This window comes from Endozoicomonas sp. 4G (assembly GCF_023822025.1).
GTDB lineage: Bacteria > Pseudomonadota > Gammaproteobacteria > Pseudomonadales > Endozoicomonadaceae > Endozoicomonas_A.
In genome coordinates this window covers 2,597,238-2,617,403 of the sequence record NZ_CP082909.1, presented here as the reverse complement: position 1 = coordinate 2,617,403, position 20,166 = coordinate 2,597,238, and the positions used below count along the sequence as shown (strand labels likewise).

General features: G+C 48.4%; 20 protein-coding genes and 1 pseudogene. 16 read left to right on the top strand and 5 right to left on the bottom strand.

The window, feature by feature from the left end; translation table 11 throughout:
* Positions 1-161: 161 nt before the first annotated feature.
* Positions 162-413: a hypothetical protein gene (locus K7B67_RS10330; protein WP_252180252.1), complete on the bottom strand. Its 252-nt coding sequence runs from the start codon at positions 411-413 to the stop codon at positions 162-164.
* A 65-nt stretch (positions 414-478) separates the two neighbouring features.
* Between K7B67_RS10330 and K7B67_RS10325 the strand changes: the two genes are divergently transcribed.
* The 3 genes from K7B67_RS10325 to K7B67_RS10315 all read left to right on the top strand — a co-directional run bounded on the left by K7B67_RS10325 (position 479) and on the right by K7B67_RS10315 (position 3,433).
* Positions 479-1,828: a transposase gene (locus tag K7B67_RS10325; RefSeq protein WP_252178095.1), complete on the top strand. Its 1,350-nt coding sequence runs from the start codon at positions 479-481 to the stop codon at positions 1,826-1,828.
* A 435-nt stretch (positions 1,829-2,263) separates the two neighbouring features.
* Entirely contained in the window at positions 2,264-2,590 is a 327-nt protein-coding gene (gene tnpB, locus K7B67_RS10320; RefSeq protein ID WP_252180251.1) for an IS66 family insertion sequence element accessory protein TnpB, read from the top strand.
* Between the two features lie 36 nt (positions 2,591-2,626).
* Positions 2,627-3,433, top strand: coding sequence for a transposase (locus tag K7B67_RS10315; protein WP_252180250.1), 807 nt, complete (start codon positions 2,627-2,629; stop codon positions 3,431-3,433).
* Positions 3,434-4,874: 1,441 nt separating this feature from the next.
* Here the strand turns inward: K7B67_RS10315 and glpK are convergent.
* Together glpK and K7B67_RS10305 are read right to left on the bottom strand one after the other, a co-directional pair.
* Positions 4,875-6,377, bottom strand: coding sequence for a glycerol kinase GlpK (gene glpK, locus K7B67_RS10310; RefSeq protein ID WP_252180249.1), 1,503 nt, complete (start codon positions 6,375-6,377; stop codon positions 4,875-4,877).
* 32 nt (positions 6,378-6,409) lie between these two features.
* On the bottom strand, positions 6,410-7,237 hold the full coding sequence (locus K7B67_RS10305; RefSeq protein ID WP_252180248.1) for an MIP/aquaporin family protein: 828 nt from the start codon (positions 7,235-7,237) through the stop codon (positions 6,410-6,412).
* Positions 7,238-7,563: 326 nt separating this feature from the next.
* On the opposite strand from K7B67_RS10305, the gene glpA reads away from it, so the two are divergent.
* From glpA to glpC, 3 genes are read left to right on the top strand one after another with little or no spacing between them, the layout of a single operon-like run.
* On the top strand, positions 7,564-9,207 hold the full coding sequence (glpA, locus tag K7B67_RS10300) for an anaerobic glycerol-3-phosphate dehydrogenase subunit A (protein ID WP_252180247.1): 1,644 nt from the start codon (positions 7,564-7,566) through the stop codon (positions 9,205-9,207).
* Positions 9,197-10,510, top strand: a complete 1,314-nt coding sequence (gene glpB / locus K7B67_RS10295; RefSeq protein WP_252180246.1) for a glycerol-3-phosphate dehydrogenase subunit GlpB — start codon at positions 9,197-9,199, stop codon at positions 10,508-10,510. The genes glpA and glpB overlap by 11 nt, the downstream gene beginning before the upstream one ends.
* Positions 10,500-11,708 carry an anaerobic glycerol-3-phosphate dehydrogenase subunit GlpC gene (gene glpC, locus K7B67_RS10290; protein WP_252180245.1) on the top strand — a complete coding sequence of 403 codons (1,209 nt, stop codon included), beginning with the start codon at positions 10,500-10,502 and terminating at the stop codon, positions 11,706-11,708. The genes glpB and glpC overlap by 11 nt, the downstream gene beginning before the upstream one ends.
* 492 nt (positions 11,709-12,200) lie before the next feature.
* On the opposite strand, the pseudogene K7B67_RS10285 reads toward glpC, so the two are convergent.
* Positions 12,201-12,766 (bottom strand): annotated as a pseudogene (locus K7B67_RS10285) (IS3 family transposase); the annotation flags it as partial.
* 494 nt (positions 12,767-13,260) lie between these two features.
* Here K7B67_RS10285 and K7B67_RS10280 point away from each other — a divergent pair.
* From K7B67_RS10280 to K7B67_RS10245, 8 genes are all read left to right on the top strand, one after another.
* Positions 13,261-13,425: a hypothetical protein gene (locus tag K7B67_RS10280; RefSeq protein WP_252180244.1), complete on the top strand. Its 165-nt coding sequence runs from the start codon at positions 13,261-13,263 to the stop codon at positions 13,423-13,425.
* Positions 13,422-13,739, top strand: a complete 318-nt coding sequence (locus tag K7B67_RS10275; protein ID WP_252180243.1) for a hypothetical protein — start codon at positions 13,422-13,424, stop codon at positions 13,737-13,739. The genes K7B67_RS10280 and K7B67_RS10275 overlap by 4 nt, the downstream gene beginning before the upstream one ends.
* The gene (locus tag K7B67_RS10270; RefSeq protein WP_252180242.1) at positions 13,732-13,950 is read left to right on the top strand and encodes a hypothetical protein; all 219 of its coding nucleotides are present in this window, start codon (positions 13,732-13,734) and stop codon (positions 13,948-13,950) included. Before K7B67_RS10275 ends, K7B67_RS10270 begins: the two co-directional genes overlap by 8 nt.
* A complete protein-coding gene (locus K7B67_RS10265) occupies positions 13,947-14,408 on the top strand; it encodes a hypothetical protein (RefSeq protein WP_252180241.1) in 462 nt (153 codons plus the stop codon). Before K7B67_RS10270 ends, K7B67_RS10265 begins: the two co-directional genes overlap by 4 nt.
* Before the next feature lie 204 nt (positions 14,409-14,612).
* Positions 14,613-14,828: a hypothetical protein gene (locus K7B67_RS10260; protein ID WP_252180240.1), complete on the top strand. Its 216-nt coding sequence runs from the start codon at positions 14,613-14,615 to the stop codon at positions 14,826-14,828.
* A 462-nt stretch (positions 14,829-15,290) separates the two neighbouring features.
* Complete coding sequence (locus K7B67_RS10255) at positions 15,291-16,100, top strand: hypothetical protein (protein ID WP_252180239.1); 810 nt, start codon at positions 15,291-15,293, stop codon at positions 16,098-16,100.
* Positions 16,101-16,221: 121 nt separating this feature from the next.
* Positions 16,222-16,611: an HNH endonuclease gene (locus K7B67_RS10250; RefSeq protein WP_252180238.1), complete on the top strand. Its 390-nt coding sequence runs from the start codon at positions 16,222-16,224 to the stop codon at positions 16,609-16,611.
* Between the two features lie 100 nt (positions 16,612-16,711).
* Positions 16,712-16,984, top strand: a complete 273-nt coding sequence (locus K7B67_RS10245; RefSeq protein WP_252180237.1) for a hypothetical protein — start codon at positions 16,712-16,714, stop codon at positions 16,982-16,984.
* 344 nt (positions 16,985-17,328) lie between these two features.
* Here K7B67_RS10245 and K7B67_RS10240 read toward each other — a convergent pair whose 3' ends face one another.
* Positions 17,329-17,634, bottom strand: coding sequence for a hypothetical protein (locus tag K7B67_RS10240; protein WP_252180236.1), 306 nt, complete (start codon positions 17,632-17,634; stop codon positions 17,329-17,331).
* Between the two features lie 275 nt (positions 17,635-17,909).
* Here K7B67_RS10240 and K7B67_RS10235 point away from each other — a divergent pair, with 275 nt between their 5' ends.
* Both K7B67_RS10235 and K7B67_RS10230 read left to right on the top strand, forming a co-directional pair.
* Entirely contained in the window at positions 17,910-18,389 is a 480-nt protein-coding gene (locus tag K7B67_RS10235; RefSeq protein ID WP_252180235.1) for a phage terminase small subunit P27 family, read from the top strand.
* The gene (locus K7B67_RS10230; protein WP_252180234.1) at positions 18,389-20,065 is read left to right on the top strand and encodes a terminase TerL endonuclease subunit; all 1,677 of its coding nucleotides are present in this window, start codon (positions 18,389-18,391) and stop codon (positions 20,063-20,065) included. The genes K7B67_RS10235 and K7B67_RS10230 overlap by 1 nt, the downstream gene beginning before the upstream one ends.
* Positions 20,066-20,166 lie beyond the last annotated feature (101 nt).

The window sequence follows — 20,166 nt, the reverse complement described above, 5'->3', positions numbered from 1 at the left end:
CTACATCAGCAAAGATGTCCCTTGTTGACCGCTCCTTTTTGGAGCTACCACCATAAAGACCAGCCCGGCTCAAGAAGTTACACTAATGCAAATTAGCCCGTCAGTTTCCCTCGGTAATCATACTACTACAGCAGCATATGTTTGGTTGACAATGTGAGTCGTCAACAACCTCCAAAGCTTTCGTAAATGTTTTCTCGGTGATAGTTTAAATATTCCTTATGCCTTTCTTCGATTCTTGAGAGTTTCATCGACTCATGCAACCCCAGATTTTGCTGATCTTTCCCTAATAATCTATTTGAAATAATAATTTTCCCTGTATCTTCAAAACTAATGTAGCCTTTATCGACAGCAATTCCCGCTGTTTTTTTAAGCCTTTGAGCCGCATAGCCTCCAGCGCACTCAAAAAAAAACACTTCGCAGACTTTTTAGCTCTATATTGAAGGCATGAAAACACTGTCGTACTTTTGTGATCACAGCCATGCCCAAAGTCAGCAAACACCTTAACGCAGCAAACCTAATCGATCAGGTTTGCAAGTGCCTTGATGAGATTCCAGATCACCGGCCTAACCATTGCCCTAATGGGATTCCCTTTCCCAACTTTGCAAAATCCGCTTTTGCCATGATGCATCAGAAGTACGATTCCCTTCTGACCTTTGACTCTGACCGTGCCGACCCGGTTATTCTTCATAACCTGGCGACTATGTATCACGTCCAAGATCAGAAAGTACCCTGTGATACACGCATGAGAGAAGTGCTTGATCCCATTGAGCCTGCACAGTTTCGCAAGCCCTTCAAGAAGTTATTCTCCCTGATTCAGCGTAACAAGCTTCTTAAAGCCTTCGAGTACCAGTGTGGTGACTTGAAAGACTGGTACCTGATGCCGGTTGATGGCACCGGCCTCTTCTACTCAGGTAAATGCCGATGCCAAGAGTGTTGTGTAAAAAACAAGGGGAAACCCAATGAAGCTTACTACCACAACTTATTGGGCGGCTGTATTGTTCACCCGGATCAAAAAGTCGTCATGCCCTTTGCCCCAGAGGCGATTGTTCAACAGGACGGCGACAACAAGAATGACTGCGAACAGAATGCCATCAAGCGCTACCTGGCGCACGTCAAGAGAGAGCACCCTCATTTAAAACTGGTCATACTCCTGGATGGGCTTTTTGCTGACAATCCTACTATTGAGTTGATCAAGAGCTATGGCTGGCACTTCATCATTGTGGCTAAAGATGGCAACCACAAATCCCTTATCGAGGCGATGGATGCGCTGTGTGACCAGGAACAGCTCAGTTATCATAAAATCATTGATGAAGAGCAAGGAACCAGGCACTGGTTTCGTTTCGCTAATGATGTACCGCTGAATGCCTCCAAGTTGACCCAAAATGTCAATGTCCTTGATTACGTGGAGACAGACAGTGAAGGCAAACGCCACACCTGGTGCTGGGTCACAGATATTGAGTTAACCAAAGATACCGTTGAAGCTGTCATGAGAGGAGGTCGTTGCCGCTGGCACATCGAGAACCAAACGTTTAACACCCTGAAAAACCAAGGCTACAGCCTTGAACACAACTATGGTCACGGGAAGCAGCACCTGGCAACCAACCTGGCTTACCTGACGTTCCTGGCCTTCATGGTTGATCAAATCCAGGAAATGGCCAGCCCGGAATTCAAAAAGGCGCTGAAGGAGCGAGCGAGGGGCGTCCGAACGTACCTATGGAAGGTGATTACACGGGTATTCCTGTCCTGGATGCTCGAAGGTTGGGATGAATTGTTCGATGCGCTCATATATGGCATAAAGCCTGGTAGGGTTCAAATTAACACTTCATAGAAAAGTAATGTAGCCAAGGTTTTCAGGGGACAATAGTACTTGTTAATGTACCTGGGGTGCAGGGTTTTTGCTGGCCGCTAACTCCTGAGCACGAATTTGAATAAAATACTTACATTGTCGTATTAAGTGCGGGAATCGCTGCTTTATCGAATGAGCGTAAAACCCCGTCCTTTTAGAGGCTGACTGTAGCCTGTGAAATCAGAAGCCTCGCCTGACAAGGCGGGGAGTGTCACAAAGTATCCAGGTAAACGAATGTGTGTCCAGTAATGTGACATCATGCCCTAACTCTTCAGAGAGCAAGTTCTTAATCTCTCCCATGATCTCGAGGTATATTGAATAGTTCGTAAACGCCAAATAAACCCACGCCCTTCAGAATCAAAAAACCATTTGAAATGATTAGCCTCCCAATATGAGAGGCCAATATGGCAAAGAAAGGTGTTTCTCTACCGGGAGCCGATTGACTTTCGCAAGTCATTTCGTGGGCTTGCTGTGTTGGTTGAACAAGAGCTGGGGCACAACCCCTTTGACGGCTATTTATATGCGTTTACCAATCGGCAGCGTAATAAAATCAAGTGCCTGTACTGGGAAGATAATGGTTTTGTGCTTTATTACAAGAGCCTGTCTGAGGACAAATTCCACTGGCCCAAACCGGACGAAGAGCTGGTTACATTAACCGGGCAACAATTAAACTGGCTGCTGGACGGCTACGATCTCAACGCCATGCAACCCCATAAAAAAAGGCATTATGAGAGTTGTTTTTAGTCGAGTTTTTCAGGGTTTTATGGTAAAATAGCGACCATGAAATCGACCGTCGACACTCTGATTTTTCAGCCGAAATCCGCACTGAGTTTGCCTTTTCATCAAGCTGAAACTAACCCTGAAATGGTCGCCTTATTTAAGGCGATCCATTCCCAGGAAAGTGTCATTCTTGAAAAAGAAAATGCCCTTCTTGAAAAAGACGACATTATTCAAAAGAAGTCAGAGATCATCGATTCTCAAAAAAAACGCATTGCGCAACTGGAAGAATACCTGAGGCTCTCCCGATCCCGCCTGTACGGAAGAAGCACTGAAAAAAACAACAGCCAGGACGACATTTTCAATGAGGTGGAGCTGGAAGGCTGCACCGGTGAGCAAGACGAAGACGAAGCTGAAGATCAGCCAGAGCAAGAGCTTCCAAAACCACGCAAAAAGAAAACAGGGCGCAAGCCATTTTCAGAGTCTCTGCCCAGAGTCCAGGAACGCTCTGAACTCAGCGAAGAAGAAAAAGCCGAAGCCATTAATACCTTCTTTGTCAAAGTCCGTGAAGAGCTTGATATCGTACCGGCCAAAGTTCAGGTAAAAGAAATTCTGCAAGAGAAAGCAGTCTTTCCGGAAGTCGATGAGCATGGACAGGAGAAGCGGGTCATTAAAGTTGCAGAGCTGCCAAAACACCCACTGCCCAAATCTTCACTCTCTGTTTGCACACTGGCCTGGATCATTGTCTCCAAGTACTGCGACGCATTGCCTTTGTATAGGCAAGAGAATATCCTCAAGCGATACGGTGGCTCTGTCACCCGGACGACGATGGCCAACTCTTTAATTCGGTTGTCTACAGAACTAAAATAACGTGTGGGTTTTCATGTTGGAATCACAGGACCTAAAGCATGGGGGCCAGGGAAAATACCCATGACCTACCGTAAACAGACAGGTGTTTTCAGACTCGCGGCAAACCTTTTGCTAATAAACGGATGCTTTGTCCACTAAGGGTGCTGATAGCGTTGCAAACTGTTTTGCAGCGTCAGCAGTGTCCAATCCTTCATGTGCCGACTATTTGTTTCCAACTTAGAGGTTGCTCTGTAGCTTTATCCTCACAGGCTGGCTGGTTTTACCCACAGATATCCCTGAAGAGATAATTTTTATGGCCACCGCAATCACTAGAGTCATCAGTAAGGCCAGGATCAGTTTGGTGCCGTTCAGTCAGATTGAACCATTGATAGTAAAGCTACGACAGCATTACAGCTCTATATTTCCAGGAAAGTTTTCACAGTAAAAGAAATGCTCCGGGCAACACGACAGCATTGGGAGGTGAAGAATAATCTGTACTGGATGTTGGATATCGCCTTTGATGAAGACGCGTGCCAGACCAAAGATGAACACGCTGGTGAAAATCTGTCCACATTGCGACGCATTGCTCTGAATTTCTTGAAGGCCGACATTAGCATTAAAAGGAGTATCAAAACAAAGCGTAAAATGGCAGGGTGAAGCAATAAATACCTTGCTCAGCTACTGAGGTCGTTCATTGTAGGGCTAAATGAGAATGATTTTTCTGGTGCGTAAGCCCTGACGCTTACGTGGGTCGGTTAACTCGTTGAGAAACATGATTAGCGGTTCAGGATTAATAGGCATCAGACGTAAAATTGGAGTATTTTACAGCTTTTTAGCACTGATGTGTTAGCCATGATCAACTCATGATACGGCAGAACTGTTGCTTTGCGCTTCTAAATGAGAATGATTATTCTCATGCGTAAGCCCTGCCATCAATCCCCCAGTTAAACAACTGGTTGGCACGTTCAAGGCTATTCACGGTGTAAACATTTACCTTGTAGCCTTTGCGTTTGTTTTCATCACTAAACTTTTACCATTTTATAAGCGTTTGCCAGGTTCATCCTGAAACAATAAATTGAGTTGGTCGAAGCAGAAATTCAGGAAGCAAAAACTTGGTTTTCTGACTATTTATCAGATGTCGCACGACTATTTTCGAGTCGTGTGAATAATAAAGTTTTGTATAAAAATTGTTATGATATAAATCAATTGCGAACAAAAAAGGTAATTACTTAATAACCGTAGGCAGAACTACCCACCCGTTAAGCTGATTTTTGACGTATCATGTCAGACAGCTGTGAAATTAACCCGGTTTCTGAGAGTCGATCTTTCAGATATCGAGAGAACGACACGCCATGTCTTACTAAAGGATTGGTTGCGAATTTCTCTTTTCAGACTCGCCATTCAGGGACAAATAATAAAGCCTTCTGCTGTTTTACCAGCAGCAGGCTTTATTAAAACAGAATCATTCAACCCATTTTTGCGAACGATCAACTGCTTTTTTCCAGCCTTTGTAGAGCTCAGAGCGACGTTCTTCGCTCATGGCTGGCTCGTACTCACGATCCACAGATACCTGATCTTTCAGTTCATCAATACTGTTCCAGAAACCGACCGCCAGACCAGCAAGATAGGCCGCACCAGCAGCTGTGGTTTCGATAACCCTGGGTCGAACCACGTCAGAGGCCAGAATGTCTGACTGGAATTGCATCAGGAAGTTGTTTTTAACGGCACCGCCATCAACCCGAAGTTGAGACAGTTTAATGCCTGAATCCTGCTCCATGGCTTCGATAAGATCACGGGTCTGATAAGCAATGGATTCCAGGGTAGCACGAACAATATGGTTACGGTTGGTGCCACGGGTCATACCAACAATGGAGCCGCGGGCGTAGGGATCCCAGTATGGAGCACCCAGACCAACAAAAGCAGGCACGACATAGACACCACCAGTGTCTTCTACTTTGGTGGCAAAATATTCTGTATCCGTAGCATCGCGCACCAGTCCCAGCTCATCCCGTAGCCATTGAACAGAGGCACCCGCCATAAATACAGAGCCTTCCAGTGCGTAGGTCACCTTGCCATCGATACCGCAGGCAATGGTAGTCAGCAGGCCACTCCGGGATTGAACAGGTTCTTCTCCGGTGTTCATCAGCAGGAAGCAGCCGGTTCCATAGGTGTTTTTTGCCATACCTTTGTCATGACACATCTGGCCAAACAGGGCAGCCTGCTGGTCACCCGCAACACCGGCGATAGGAATCCGGGTTCCGCCTTTACCGCCGATGTTGGTCTTACCGTAGATTTCAGAGCTGGATTTTACTTCTGGGAGCATGCTGCGGGGAATCTGCATTGCATCAAGCAGTTTCTCATCCCAGTCCAGTTTATTGATATCGAAAATCATGGTGCGTGAGGCGTTGGTCACATCAGTGACGTGGGCGCGACCACCGGTCATGTTCCAGATCAGCCATGTATCAATAGTACCGAAGAGTAGCTCGCCCTTTTCAGCCTTGGCGCGTGCGCCTTCCACATTGTCCAGGATCCACTTGATTTTGGTGCCGGAGAAGTAAGAGTCCAGAACCAGCCCCGTGGTTTCACGAATATAGTCCTCCAGACCGTCGCGCTTCAGCTGTTCACAGATTTCAGTGGTACGGCGGCACTGCCATACAATAGCATTGTGGACGGGACGACCGGTTGTTTTATCCCATACGACAACGGTTTCACGTTGGTTGGTAATACCAATACCGGCGATTTCGTCAGAGCGAATACCTGACTTGGCAAGTACTTCAGTCAGAACAGAGCTTTGGGTGGCCCAGATTTCCATGGCATCATGCTCAACCCAGCCTGGCTGAGGGTAGTGTTGAGTAAATTCACGCTGAGAAACATCAACAATCGCACCAGCTTTATCAAAGATAATGGCTCTGGAGCTGGTGGTTCCCTGATCAAGAGCAACAATATACTTTGCTTCATTAGTCATTTTTAATTCCTTAATTGGATTGTCAATCGTTCTTAGTGGCCTTCAGTCGTACGAATTTCGCATCCGGGAGTGCCACAGGCAAGCTGTTCCATTTGTTTGGAAAGAAGGTTCAGGTAAGTCCAGGCACCGGCCAGGGCGCCGCAGATTGGTCCTAGAATGGGTACCCAAAAGTATGGGTTGCTGAGGCCGCCAGTGAATGCCACGTCACCCCAACCGGCAAAAAATGCAAACAGTTTCGGTCCAAAATCACGGGCAGGGTTCATTGCAAAGCCGGTCAGAGGGCCAAAAGCAACACCGATGACGGCAATCAGAATGCCAATAGCAATGGCTGCCAGGGGACCTTTGGGAGCACCGTTATTTTCATCACCAATAGCCAGGATGCCAATCATCAGAACGGCAGTGATAAAGAACTCTACCAGGAAGGCTTGGGTATTACTGATTAAGGAATGAGGGTAAGTAGAGAAAATACCTGCTGTAGCCAGACTTTCAGACGTTCCTCTTACGATACCATGGGTGGCTTCAAATCCAGTGAACAAATCGCTGTACAGGAAATAAACCAGCCCCGCTGCACAGAATGCCCCCAGAATCTGGGCAACAATATAAGGCAGCACCTTGTTTTTTCCGAAACCTTTAAACACCGCCAGGGCAATGGTTACTGCTGGGTTGATATGAGCACCGGACACGCCACCGGTAACATAAATCGCTATAGCAACACCCATACCCCAGGTAATCGATATTTCCCATTGCCCCAAATCAACACCGGCAAGAACCAGTGCTGCTACGCAACCAGCCCCGAAGAAAATCAGGAGTGCGGTACCGATAAACTCGGCTACACATTCTCCAAATAATGAGTGACGCATACTAGCCCTCTCAGAACAAAGATGTCAGTTATTGTTGAAACGAATTTTTGCATTTTGGAACAAAAGTGTTCAAGCCTTCTCTATTGACTTGAGTCAAAAGAGTGTTCGTTTGTGATTGCGAGTGTTGTTTTTGCCAAATTTGATCGATTTTATAAGCGACACGAGCTTAATTTTTTTCCTTTGAATATGGGCGAATATAAACGAATATTGACGCACCTCAATATCGCTGAAATGTGAACAATATATAGTTCGATGCCAATCAAGCACAATGCGCAACATTTACGTGCGTTTGTTAACTCCTGAGTCGATATTAGGTATCTGGCAAGATGAGAAATATTGAAACCGATGCAGTCGTAATCGGTGGCGGAGCTACCGGTGCCGGCATTTTGAGAGATTGCGCATTACGCGGAATTAAAGCCATTCTTGTTGAACGAGATGATATCGCCAACGGTACAACTGGCCGAAATCATGGCCTACTGCATTCCGGCGCCCGTTATGCGGTCACAGATGGACGCTCTGCAACAGAGTGTATTGCTGAAAATCGCATTCTGAAACACATTGCCAGTCACTGTGTTGAAGAAACAGGGGGGCTTTTCCTGACATTGCCTGAAGATGATCTGGCGTTTCAGGATACTTTTATCACCTCCTGCACGGCAGCAGGTATTGAAACTAAAAAACTGAGTCGCGATCAGGCGCTGAAACTGGAGCCTAATGCCAACCCGGGTATGCTGGGTGCGGTTCGCGTTCCTGATGGCACTCTTGATCCTTTCCGTCTTAGTTCTTCTAATATTCTTGATGCCGTTGAACATGGCGGTCAGTTGTTGAATTACACAAAAGTGGTCGGTCTGATCATTGAACAGGGTGTCGTTAAAGGCGTTAACTGTGTGGATATGAAGACCGGAGAGGCTCTGGCTATCCGCGCACAGCAAACGGTTAATGCAGCGGGTATATGGGGGCAGCAGATTGCAGAATATGCAGACCTTTCCATTAAAATGTTCCCAGCCAAAGGTTCCCTTCTCATCATGGATTATCGGATTAACTCCATGGTATTAAACCGCTGTCGTAAACCGGCAGATGCCGATATCCTGGTTCCCGGCGATACTGTTTCGCTGATTGGCACCACATCAAAAAAAGTACCCTATGAAGATATCGACACTATTAAAGTGGATGACGATGAAATAGATCTGCTCATCACAGAAGGTGAAAAACTGGCTCCCATTCTGGGGAAAAGTCGCATATTACGAGCCTATTGTGGTGTTCGTCCGCTGATCTCAGTGTCTGGTGATACTTCGGGTCGAAACATCACCCGAGGCATTGTGATTCGTGATCACAAAGAAACAGATGGCCTGCCAGGGTTTGTTACCGTTGGGGGAGGGAAGTTGATGACATACCGGCTTATGGCTGAAATGACAACCGATCTTGTCGCCACGAACCTTGGCAGCACCGCCTGTTGTGTCACATCAGAGAAAAAACTGCCGGGAGCAGCCAGAGGGGAACACTCACTACCCGTTAAAGTCAGCGTACCGGTGAGCGCTTCAGCACGTTATCGCCATGGAGAAAGATCGGATGGATTTCTTAATGAGTCCAGTAAATCACAGGCAGTGATCTGTGAATGTGAGATGATCACCAGAGGTGAGCTGGAGTACGCGATCAACAAACTCAATGCCCGTTCACTGGTAGACCTTCGTCGTCGAACTCGTCTGGGAATGGGGCCTTGCCAGGGAGAAGTGTGTGCTTGTCGTGCCGCAGATGTTTTACAGGAATCTTTATCCGTTAAGGGTGAGGTGAATGTGGCAAATGATCTTGATGAATTTCTTCAGGCACGCTGGAAAGGGGTGCTGCCCGTACTCTGGGGAGATGCTCTCAGGGAAGCAGATTTTACCTACTGGACTTATCAAGGGTTGCTGGGTGCGAGCAGCTTAAAGCAGATCAAACACATGGATGAAGAGGTTCCTGACTATGAAGTTTGACAGCCTGGTTATTGGTGGTGGTCTGGCAGGCATGGTGTGTGGTATTCGCTGCGCTCAGGCTGGATTGAAAACGGGCATCGTTAGCAAAGGGGAAAGCGGGCTCTCATTTGCCTCTGGTACGATTGATGTACTCGGGCATGACACAGATGGGCAGGTGTTATTGAATCCGTTTGAGGGTATTGAGCAACTCATTGCTGAAAAGCCTGATCATCCTTATGCAAAAACGGGGATTGATGCGGTAAAGAAAGCATTGAGCTGGTTTCAGGACTTGTCTGGTGAATTTGAAATGCCCTGTTATCCAGTGAGTGAGGGTGTTAATCATCAACGGATTACTGCTTTGGGGGTATTACGTCCTACATACCTTGCTCCAGACTCCATGACGCGTTTGCCGTTAGTAGACACAGCGCGTGATCTAAGACGAATTGCTGTTGTTAATATTGAAGGATTTCGGGATTTTCAACCGGAACTGGCGGCAATGAATTTGCGCAGGTTGCCGGAATTGGCTGGCGTTGAGATGACTGCTGAAACAATCAGGCTACCTTCATCGGTTATGAATGACCGCGATACCAATGCTATGCGTTCTCTGGAAGTGTCCCGGTATCTGGATAATGACAAAGTTTTATCCGTACTGGCACAGCAAATAAAAAAAATCACAGGCCCGGTAGACCTGGTATTAATTCCTTCAGTATTAAGTTTGCATCACGGTATTGAGCGTACCCGACAATTGTCGGAGATGCTGGGTTGCCGGGTCTGTGAACTTGCCACTCTACCTCCTTCTTTGCCGGGCATTCGCTTAGCTAATCGTTTGACACGGCTCTTTAATCGCCTGGGTGGCGTTATGATGCCTGGTGAGCAAGTGCTCGACGGTGAGTTTGTTAATGATCGGCTCGACTCCCTGAATATGGCTCATAACCGCCAGGTCAAATGTCAGGCAGATCACGTAGTTCTGGCAACCGGCAGCTTTATGAGTGGAGGGCTGGCAGCGGATCGTCAGAGGATTCATGAAGCTGTTTTTGGTCTTGATACTAATACTTCTACTCCTCGTAGTCAGTGGGCAAATCAACATTTTCTGGACGCCCATGCTTTTGCCAGCTTTGGAGTGGTCACTGATCAACAGCTGCGGCCTCGAAGAAATGGTCAGACTATAAAAAACCTATTCTGTGCAGGGGGAGTATTGGGGGATGCTCAGCCGTTAGAGGAGGGTAGTTCTGGAGGGATTTCTATAACCACCGGCTGGAAGGTGGCCGAACAGATTATTCAGATCAAAAAGACTCAACAGGGAGAAAACGACAATGACTGTTAATTTGGCCTTGTTGGATACGACGTTTGACCAATGCATAAAATGTACTGTCTGTACCACTTATTGTCCGGTTGCTGAAGTTCAGCCAGATTATCCCGGCCCAAAGCAATCGGGGCCCGATGGTGAGCGCCTTAGAATGAAAGGGACTGCGTTTTATGATGAGTCCCTGAAATATTGCACTAACTGTAAACGCTGTGAAGTAGCCTGCCCATCTGGAGTGGAGATTGGTTCCATTATTCAAAAGGCAAAAGCTCGCTCTGGCCAGCACAAACCCAAGCTGCGTGATTACATTCTCAGCCATACCGACTTTATGGGGGCAGTGGCGACCCCTGTTGCTCCAATAGTTAACGCTGTCACTAAAGTAAAACCGGTGCGACGTATAATGGCTAAAGTGCTGGACATTGATGAGCGTCCAGTCATGCCTGAATACACTCGCAAGACCTTCCGTCAATGGTATGCCAGTGAGTGCCCGGATCAAACCACTTATGACCGCCAGGTCAGTTATTTTCACGGTTGTTACGTTAATAGTAATGACACCAGCGTTGGCCGTGACCTTGTGAAAGTGCTAAATGCAATGGCTATTGGTGTGAGGCTGTTGCAGAAAGAAAAGTGCTGTGGTGTGCCACTTATCGCTAATGGCTTTTTGGATAAGGCGCAGTCTCATGCCAGACTGAATACAGAACAGTTTGCCAATGCGTTGAATGATACATCAGAGTGCGTTATTTCCACTTCATCCAGTTGTGCCATGACCATTCGTGATGAATACCATAGCCTGCTGGGGGTGGATAATCGCAATCTTTCAGATCGCATTTTTTTATTCAATACCTTCCTGGTTAAGGAATTTGAAAAGGGCAATATGCCGGAATTGAAGCCGGTAAATATTAAAATTGCCTATCACAGCCCTTGTCACTTAGTGCGCGTTGGTGGTGTTGTCCTCACAGTGGAAATACTCCGTCGTATACCCGGTGTTGAGCTGCACATGCTGGATCGGCGCTGTTGTGGTATGGCGGGTACCTATGGTTTCAAGAAAGAGAATTATGAGACATCTCAGGCAATAGCAGCACCTTTGTTCGATGAGATAAGATCCATTGATCCCGATTTTGTAGTAACTGACTGCGAGTCGTGCAAAATGCAGGTGGAGTCAGCAACAGAGTATTCTGTGATGCATCCGCTTTCTGTATTGGCACGGGCTTTGGTTTAGCATTAGGGGCTGTTGAGATTATAGCGATAGCTCAGCTTTACGAACCACCCGAAGGGCTAAAGCTTTCATGTCGTTGTTGCGAGAATGGGGTACAGTTATTTACCTGTAAAACCTGAGGTTCTTGTAGGGCTACGTAACCAGCAAGTTAATTAATGGTTGAAGTAACCCTTTGCCCTGGATTCCGGCCTAATGAAAGAACTCAAATAGACCAAGGTGCAAGGGTAAACTTTCCTGAGAAACACCGAATATGACACTCAAAAAAAGCCCTTTGGGAGCATATGAAGAGTACTCAATTGTAAAAACCAGTCTGTCTCTTATGGACTTGTATTCAACCAGCACTCTTTCAGCCTAAACAAACTGAGTCCCTCTTTTCGAAGCATCATGAATAACATCATGATTCTTTGGATTCCCTATTGTCCAACCCCTTCCCTCAGTGTCATCCGACATTCACCACCTCACCTGTGATATGGCAAGAGTTTTCCGGACACTTTTTTACGCTGCCTCGGCAAGTTTCTGTTCATACTTGAACGGTGCCAGGTAGCCATTGGCTGAGTGCTTTCTCTGGCGATTGTAAAACACTTCGATATACTCAAATGTTCATGACCTTATTTCCGGTCACCCCGCACAATGAAAATGATGCATTCGGGCATTTTCACGGCAAAAATTGCTTGCTGTGCCTCCTCCCTCGTCTGAAAATCTTCATGATGAATCAGCTCTGTTTTCAGGGTATGGAAGAAACTTTCAGCTACTGCGTTGTCCCAACAGTTACCCTTGCGACTCATGCTGCAAGTGAAGTCATTAACCTTCAGGAGCTTTTGGTACCGATCTGAAACATACTGGCTACCACGGTCGCTATGAACCAGCAAGCCTGCGCCGGGTCTTCGCTTCCACATTGCCATCTCCAGCGAGTCTGTTACCAGCGTGGCTGTCATCCTGCTTCCCATAGACCAGCCCACTACAGCCCTTGAACACAGGTCTATAAAGACAGACAGGTAAAGCCAGCCTTCTCGGGTCGGAATGTAGGTGATATCACCTGCATAGGCCCGGTCGGGTTGCTCTTGGTTAAAAGTGTGAGTTGTGAAGCGGAGACTCCCCACGAGCCCTTGCTATTCATATGCTGCGGGCAAAAAGAAACCCGTGCCTCTGGGGGAAGAGTACACGGGCTAAGACCATTAGGAGTTAAGAATAGGAGCTTCTAAAAATGGTCGATACAGGGCTGTTTTTGAAAATTGTTCTTACATTGTTCTTACTTTAAAAATACCCTGTTGACTTTCATAAACATCCTTATGTAATATGAAAAACAAATCAGCAAAATCTGATGTCGGGATAGCAACCCCGGTAAACACTAAACGGTGCCCCAACAAAGACGCACCTTCTAAGCGTCTTTTTTTGTGCATAGACACCCAGATTATCCGCGTTATGGCGGGCCGGGTGGGACCCTTCGGGGGCCGGTATCCGTTTAGGCCGGTTGTTGCTATCCCGCCCGGCTTGCCTCCCATGAGATAGCAACCTCCGGAGTCAGGCCAAGAACCTGAACTAAACGGAGGCAGTCATGCCCAAGATCTACCGCCTGGCTATCCTGGCCAGCACCACCGCACCTGCACACACTAACACCGTCGTGCGCTACACCCGAATCACCGCCTGCAGTCACAAGGAAGCCCGCGCCCTTGCCAAGAAGCTGAATGCCCTGGTGTGTGGCTGGAGGGTGGCCGCATGAACGCACTCACCGCTGAACAGATCCTTGAACACCCATTAACCGGGTGCTTGATGCAAAGCCTGAAGAAAGACGCTGACCTCGGCCTGAATGCATTACGCCAAAATAACATGGCGCTGGCCCGCAACATCGAGTTGCAAGCCAGGGGAGGGTTCTGGTTGTGGGTGGAATTTTTTAAACCGGACCTTAAGCCCATGTCCGGTGATGACCATGAATCCATTTGTAACATCGTCCAGGAGGACATCAATAGACTGGTGGAGTCTATTAGTCAGCAGCTGGAGGAAGACGAATCAGGGAGGTGTGCTTGCCATGAATAAGAACGAGATTCTTACGAATGCCCTGTATGCCGTCAATTTCAGGCTGACTGAAGCCCGGAACCAAGTTAACAGTTCCCGTGACCTGGGTGATAAAAAAGTTATCCAGTACTGGGAAAGAGAAGTTGAGATGGCTGAAGCCACTTACCAGGGCTTGCTGGCGATGTGGTCAGATCATATGGATTCTAACCGGAACGGGGAGGGTTGCCCATGAGCCGGGGCGTATTTGTCACCGACGAACAGGTACGCCTGACCGGATCGCCGAACGTGGCCCGGTTCCTGGCCCAGTGCCTGTACTGGTCCAGCATTGAGCTGGTGAAAAACCGACAGGGGTGGTTCTACAAGTCCCGTGAGGAATGGAAGTCCGAGACCTGGTTAAGTCGCTATCAACAGGAAAAAGCCCGTCGCTGGTTGAGGGATGCGGGTCTGCTGCGGGAATCCCGTGAGCGGCGTCAGACGGGCATACGTTTGTGGTTCTGGCTGGACCAGGCGTTGTACAACCAGATGATCAATAACCTGGCTGAAAAGGATGAGTTGGTTGAAACAGGGGATTGTCCTGGTGGCCCTGATGCATTGTACGATAGTTCATTAATGGATGAGCCGGAAAACAATAAGACTGATGTCGTAGAAGAATGTAAAGAAGTATCGGAGAGTAATGTTATAGAAGAATGAAAAACTATAGTACCAATTACACCGTTAAAAGAACTTAAAAGTTCTTTTAAGCCTGAAATTAGTACTAACGTATCAGATAATAATCAAACTGTTGAGACAGAAAACAGTGATGTTTCCTGTGATGCTGATTTTGAAATTGACCTCGACCTGGAGACCTATAAATCCTGCCACCCCTTCATTTATCAATACATGCAGACCCGTGTGTTGTCGGGTCTTGAACAGGACCAGAAGCTGTTTAAATGTTTTTCAATCGATGGCTTTAACCAGGACGTTGTGAACGATCTTGAGGCGTTCATTAACCGCTATGGCCATAAGATCATTGGTTGGTATAAAGAAAACACACCGGTCCGTATAAAACCCATGACCATGGACGATTTGAATTTTGCCATGCGGGTTTCAATAAAATGGGGGGCACCATGATCCAGCTCTGTTTTGAATTTTATTGTGAGCCTGGTTTGCCTGTAAACGACAATGGGTTAACAAAAAAACCGGAATTAACCTTGGATACCCCGGATGAAATTATCACCCGTTTTTACGGAATTCGATTTCTGTCCGGGTGGTTAAAAGTGAAAAATTCAAGACGGTCGTTTTGTTTTTAGCAGGTTATAAAAGCAGCTGTTTTTAATAATCGAAAGTACAAATTATCAAGTACAGGTATAAGCGAATTAGCGAATTTATATTTTTGGCCGTCCAGCCTTACTGGCACTAGGAAAGGTGGTCGGCGAATTTAAAGTTCGAATTATTAAATTTTCGGAGAATTTAATGAAAAACAGGGATTATATTGAGTACGCTGGTTTTATTATTACCCTTGTTTTGAGTGTGGTTTTATCCGTGCTGCTGTTCACGTCAGTCGCCGAAAACCGGTTATCCTGGGTCTTGCTAATGGGTATTGCCGTTGCCCTGGAACTGGGAAAACTGGTTTCAATACACGACCAGTCCCGTTTATTGGCAGGCCTGTTGATCGTGGTGTCGGTGTTCGGTTCAGCGGGTGGATTGTCACGGGCCATGGCGGTTTCTGACCAGCAGTTCATCCGAATTGATGCCCAGCGCCAGGGCCTGCTGGCTGAAATCGAACAGAACAACCAGGCCATTGACCGTTACCTGCAGCTGGACCGGATCCAGTCCGGTGCCAAGCCCCTGCAGCAACGCAACGAATCCCTGCGCCAGCAGCTGGCTGAGTTGCCTCGGGCTGAGGTGTCCGAACTGGGCAGCCTAATCCAGTTACTGGCCGATTTCCTGTCACTGCCCGTGGACTGGGTCCGGGCATCCGTTATTTTGCTCCTGGCCTGCTTGCTGGACGCGCTCATGGTTAATTTCATCCGTTCAGGGATGTTTAATCGGATCAACACACCTGAATTTGACGATGACCCGGATAGAGCAACCTTGGATGATCCAGACCTGGATCATACTGTTGTGGGCGCAGAACCGGTGACGACCCCAGGCAATCATAAACCCGTTAATGTCGAGGCCATGGCCGACAGCTATCCCGCGTTCCGTCGGATGATGTTAAGCGAAAAAGAATTAGGTAATCAGGTGCCTTCACAACGATCCTGCATCCGGGACATAGGGATCCGGGAACGGTTGGTCAGGCAGTATTTTCAACGACTGGTGAAAGAGGGATTGGTTGAAAAAATCGGTCAGAAGTACCGATGGCGACAAGCTGCGGGTTCGGAAATGATTCGGTTGAAATAATGCTGGATAATAAAAAATTGTCAAAACCTGTCCTATAAACTACCATTTTTAACTAACATGGCAAGTAGCGACGCTACAACGCCGACCCGACTACCCCTAGCCACGCAGAGTGGCTTTTTTTGTGCCTGAATGCATCCCCAAACCTTGCCGAAAAGCAGGCTGCCCGTTGACCACCATTGACGCCAGTGGCTACTGCCACAAGCACCTGCACCTGAAAAAGCAGGTCCATCGTCATCGTCGTGGTCGAGATAAACGACCCAGTGCCTGCCATCGTGGCTACGACCGGAACTGGTCAAAGGCCCGAAAATTGTTCCTGATCGACAACCCCCTGTGCGTCCGTTGCGCCGATCGTGGGCTGATCGTGGAGGCCCAGGTGGTCGACCACATCGAACCGCACCGGGGCGACCGCCTGAAATTCTGGGACCGGGATAATTGGCAGGCGTTGTGTACCCGTTGCCATAACCAGAAAACCGCGTCCGAAGACCGGGTTCCGTCCGAAGCCTGGTACTGATCACAACCCGTTTAGCAGCCTGTCCTGGCTGATGGCATTCCTACCTCTTTTGCCATCGTCGCCAGCGATGGGCTGCGTCTTATTAAAGAGGTAAATTCCATTGTGCTGGCGACGCACGATTATTGCATCCGTTCTTACTGTGCTGGCCTGTCTCCTGATGACAGCCTGTGCCCTGGAACCCAGGGTCTTGCGCGATAAACTGGACGAGTGTGACCGGTACCAGTTCGACGCCCTAGTCTACCGAAGGGCACGGGACGGAGCGGTGGTGAAAGTTTTGTGTATCCCTGACGCTGAAGAGATGGACCTGCAGGTGGAGCAGCCCGCCCTGGTCCCCATGCTGATCAAGCGCATGGTGCCCCTACTCAACCAGTAGCCAGATCATACCCAGCCACAGGCCTGCGCTCAGGCTAATCAAGGAACACACCAGACAGGCCAGTGACCAGTGACGGTTGATGCGCCTCACCGTCCTTGTGCAGTCGCACATAAACCACCCGAATTAATGGATTGATGGCTGGTCAGTGTAGGTCTGGTATCAATCACCTGCAAAAAACCCGACAAAATATACGTAAAAGTACGTATAAATAGCATAAATACTTATTTGTATACGTATAAATACCTAATGGGGTAGGGGGTGCCGAAACCTCAGGTTTCCCAACGTAAACCGCCGCCGTGCCCCAGATTTTTATGCGTGCAACTTCGGGCTTTTTTTGTGACCCGCTATTTCACGCAGGTTAAATGGCTTCGGTCTTTCTTCACGGGTGGCTGATCCAGTCCGGTCTTTCGTTCACCATACTGGATAATGCGCCGGTACAGATCGGTTTGCTGTTCAGCCAGGCTGATCAGTTTGGCCAAGTCCTCCCCTGCCGCACCCATGCAGCCATTCATGTAGTAACCGGGTTCAAAAGCCTTGTGCTTCGCCAGAAACGACAGCTGTTCTTTCATCAGTTCAAGGCGATCCTGGAGCAGCCGGTATAGTGCCAGCTGGTCATCCAGTCGTTGGTGGTAGCGTTCAGAGTGGGTCATGGTTTGGCTCCTGTTGTTAAAACCGTGTAACTGATGTAACCCATGTAACCCTAACTAAAACAGCTTTCAGGGTAAGGCTTACAGGCATTTATCAGGGTTACATAAACTGTTTTTTCCTAATGTAACCCATGTAACCCTTACCCTTTGGTTACATGGGTTACATAAAGGTTTTTCCGCTTATGTAACCCAGACTGCTGCTGGCAGGCATTTACCGGATCGCCAGCAATTCATGGACAGACCAAGGAGCCCTTCGATAAATAAAGGCCTGAATAACAATGGCTGCACCTATTCCATTACCAACAAATTTAAAAGCACTGCGTGGAACCCTACAGCCCTGCCGAGTGAATGATAAGGAACCCAAACCACCCAAGGGCATTATTAAAATGCCCAAGGGGCTGACAAAGGAAGAGAAGAGACACTGGAAAGCCATCGCCAACGATTTGGAATCCGCAGGCATCCTGACTGTGCTGGATGTCCAGGCACTGCGCCTGTATTGCCGGGTCTACACCCAGTGGTGCGATGCAAACACAAAGCTGGAATCATTCGGCCCAGTGATAAAAGGATCCCACGGCACCCCAATGCTGTCGCCTTACTTCAAAGTGTCCCGAACCTGCATCGACCAAATGATGGCACTGCTAAGGGAATTCGGCATGACCCCCTCCAGCCGCACCCGGATCCGTTCCGAAAAAGACGAGCCAGACGATGACTTCGAGGTCTGGCAGAAAAAACGGAAGATGTCCCGTGAAGGGGTTTAATGTCGGTCAGCTGGCAGGTCGGTTATCAGTACGCAGTCGAGGTTGACAACGGCGACATACTAGCCGGGAAATACGTCAGAAAAGCCTGCCGCCGGTTCCTGGATGATTTGGAACACGGCCCCGAACGCGGCCTGGTCTTCGATACCGATAAAGCCCAGGACGTTCTTGATTTCTATGATTACGTTCCCCATATAAAAGGGGAGTGGGCAGGCCAATCCATCGTCCCCAGCCCCTGGGAAACACTGATCCTGATCAACCTGTTCGGCTGGGTCTGGGCCGACACCGGCTTACGGCGATTCCGATCAGCGTATATAGAGGTAGCTAGGAAAAACGGAAAAAGCACTTTCGTCGCCCCCCTGGGTCTGTACATGACCAAGTGGGACGGGGAGCCCGGTGCTGAGGTCTACAGTGCGGCAACCAGCCGTGACCAGGCCCGGATTGTTTTCGATACCGCCCGGGACATGGTGCGCAATTCAAAACTGCGCAATTCCATCCAGGCATTCACTCACAGCGTCTGCCATGAAAGCAGCAGCTCAGCGTTCAAGCCGCTGGCTTCTGATTCAGACAGTCTGGAGGGAAAAAACACCCACCTGGCCATCATCGATGAGCTCCATGCCCACAAAAACCGCCGGGTCTACGACGTTTTGGAATTGTCGTGTTCTGCCAGAAGTCAGTCGCTGATACTGGTCATCACCACAGCAGGCGAAGACCTCACCGGGATATGTTACGAAGTCCGAACCTATCTAACGAAGGTTCTCGACAAAGTCTTCGACGACGACACCTGTTTCGGGATCATCTACGCCATCGATGACCCTGAGCAATGGACCGATGAAAAGGTCTGGATACAGGCCAACCCAAACCTGGGCATTTGCCCCAAGCTCGACGACATGCGTCGACTGTGCCAGAAGGCACAGCAAAGCCCCAGCGCCGCCAGTGAATTCAAGCGCAAGCGGTTGGGAGTCTGGGGTGTCGGGGCGTCCGTTTATTTCAACATGGAAGAGTGGCAGCAATGCCCGCACCTGGCTGACGAACACGTACTAAAAACACTGCCCTGTTTCCTGGGCATCGACCTGTCCAGCAAACGCGACATAACGGCCCTGATCGGTTTGTTCCCTCAACCCGACAGACGCTACCAACTCAAAGGCCGGTTCTGGTTGCCAGAAGCCGTGATCGATCCTAAAAAATCCGGCAAGTCTTACCACATCCAAAAACTTTACGCTGCCTGGGCAGAGCAGGGCTGGCTAACACTGACCCCTGGCCAGATCATTGATTACGAATTCATCAAACGCGATGTTATGGACTGGTGCCAGACCTACGACGTGCATCAGGTAGCCTACGATCCCTGGAACGCCACCCAGCTGGCCACCCAGCTATATGAACTGGGAATCCCCATGGTTGAGGTTCAGCAAAGCGTCAAAAATTTAAGCGAGTCAATGAAAGAAGAAGAAGCCGTGATTATTGACCACCGACTAGCTCATGAGCACAGTCCCGCAATGTCATGGATGTGGTCCAACGTGCTAGCCAGAGTAGATAAAAACGACAATGTGTTCCCACAAAAAGACAATGACGAATCCAAGATCGATGGCCCGGTGGCATCTTTCACAGCCATGAACTGTGCCCTGGTCTTTCAGGATGAGAGCTCGGTATACGATGAAGAAGATCTCCTGGTTGTTTGATGTCTTAGGACTAATCGGTGCGACCCTGTTTTTGTTCGGATTGTACATCGCCCTGGGTCTGTCAGCCCTGTTAATTGCTTCAGGTCTGATATTACTGTCTT

Bases quoted from the DNA above. Each gene is read 5' to 3' on its own strand.
- K7B67_RS10325 (WP_252178095.1), top strand. From the start codon at position 479: ATGCCCAAAGTCAGCAAACACCTTAACGCAGCAAACCTAATCGATCAG.
- K7B67_RS10315 (WP_252180250.1), top strand. From the start codon at position 2,627: ATGAAATCGACCGTCGACACTCTGATTTTTCAGCCGAAATCCGCACTG.
- glpK (WP_252180249.1), bottom strand. From the start codon at position 6,377: ATGACTAATGAAGCAAAGTATATTGTTGCTCTTGATCAGGGAACCACC.
- K7B67_RS10305 (WP_252180248.1), bottom strand. From the start codon at position 7,237: ATGCGTCACTCATTATTTGGAGAATGTGTAGCCGAGTTTATCGGTACC.
- glpA (WP_252180247.1), top strand. From the start codon at position 7,564: ATGAGAAATATTGAAACCGATGCAGTCGTAATCGGTGGCGGAGCTACC.
- glpB (WP_252180246.1), top strand. From the start codon at position 9,197: ATGAAGTTTGACAGCCTGGTTATTGGTGGTGGTCTGGCAGGCATGGTG.
- glpC (WP_252180245.1), top strand. From the start codon at position 10,500: ATGACTGTTAATTTGGCCTTGTTGGATACGACGTTTGACCAATGCATA.
- K7B67_RS10280 (WP_252180244.1), top strand. From the start codon at position 13,261: ATGCCCAAGATCTACCGCCTGGCTATCCTGGCCAGCACCACCGCACCT.
- K7B67_RS10275 (WP_252180243.1), top strand. From the start codon at position 13,422: ATGAACGCACTCACCGCTGAACAGATCCTTGAACACCCATTAACCGGG.
- K7B67_RS10270 (WP_252180242.1), top strand. From the start codon at position 13,732: ATGAATAAGAACGAGATTCTTACGAATGCCCTGTATGCCGTCAATTTC.
- K7B67_RS10265 (WP_252180241.1), top strand. From the start codon at position 13,947: ATGAGCCGGGGCGTATTTGTCACCGACGAACAGGTACGCCTGACCGGA.
- K7B67_RS10255 (WP_252180239.1), top strand. From the start codon at position 15,291: ATGGGTATTGCCGTTGCCCTGGAACTGGGAAAACTGGTTTCAATACAC.
- K7B67_RS10240 (WP_252180236.1), bottom strand. From the start codon at position 17,634: ATGACCCACTCTGAACGCTACCACCAACGACTGGATGACCAGCTGGCA.
- K7B67_RS10235 (WP_252180235.1), top strand. From the start codon at position 17,910: ATGGCTGCACCTATTCCATTACCAACAAATTTAAAAGCACTGCGTGGA.
- K7B67_RS10230 (WP_252180234.1), top strand. From the start codon at position 18,389: ATGTCGGTCAGCTGGCAGGTCGGTTATCAGTACGCAGTCGAGGTTGAC.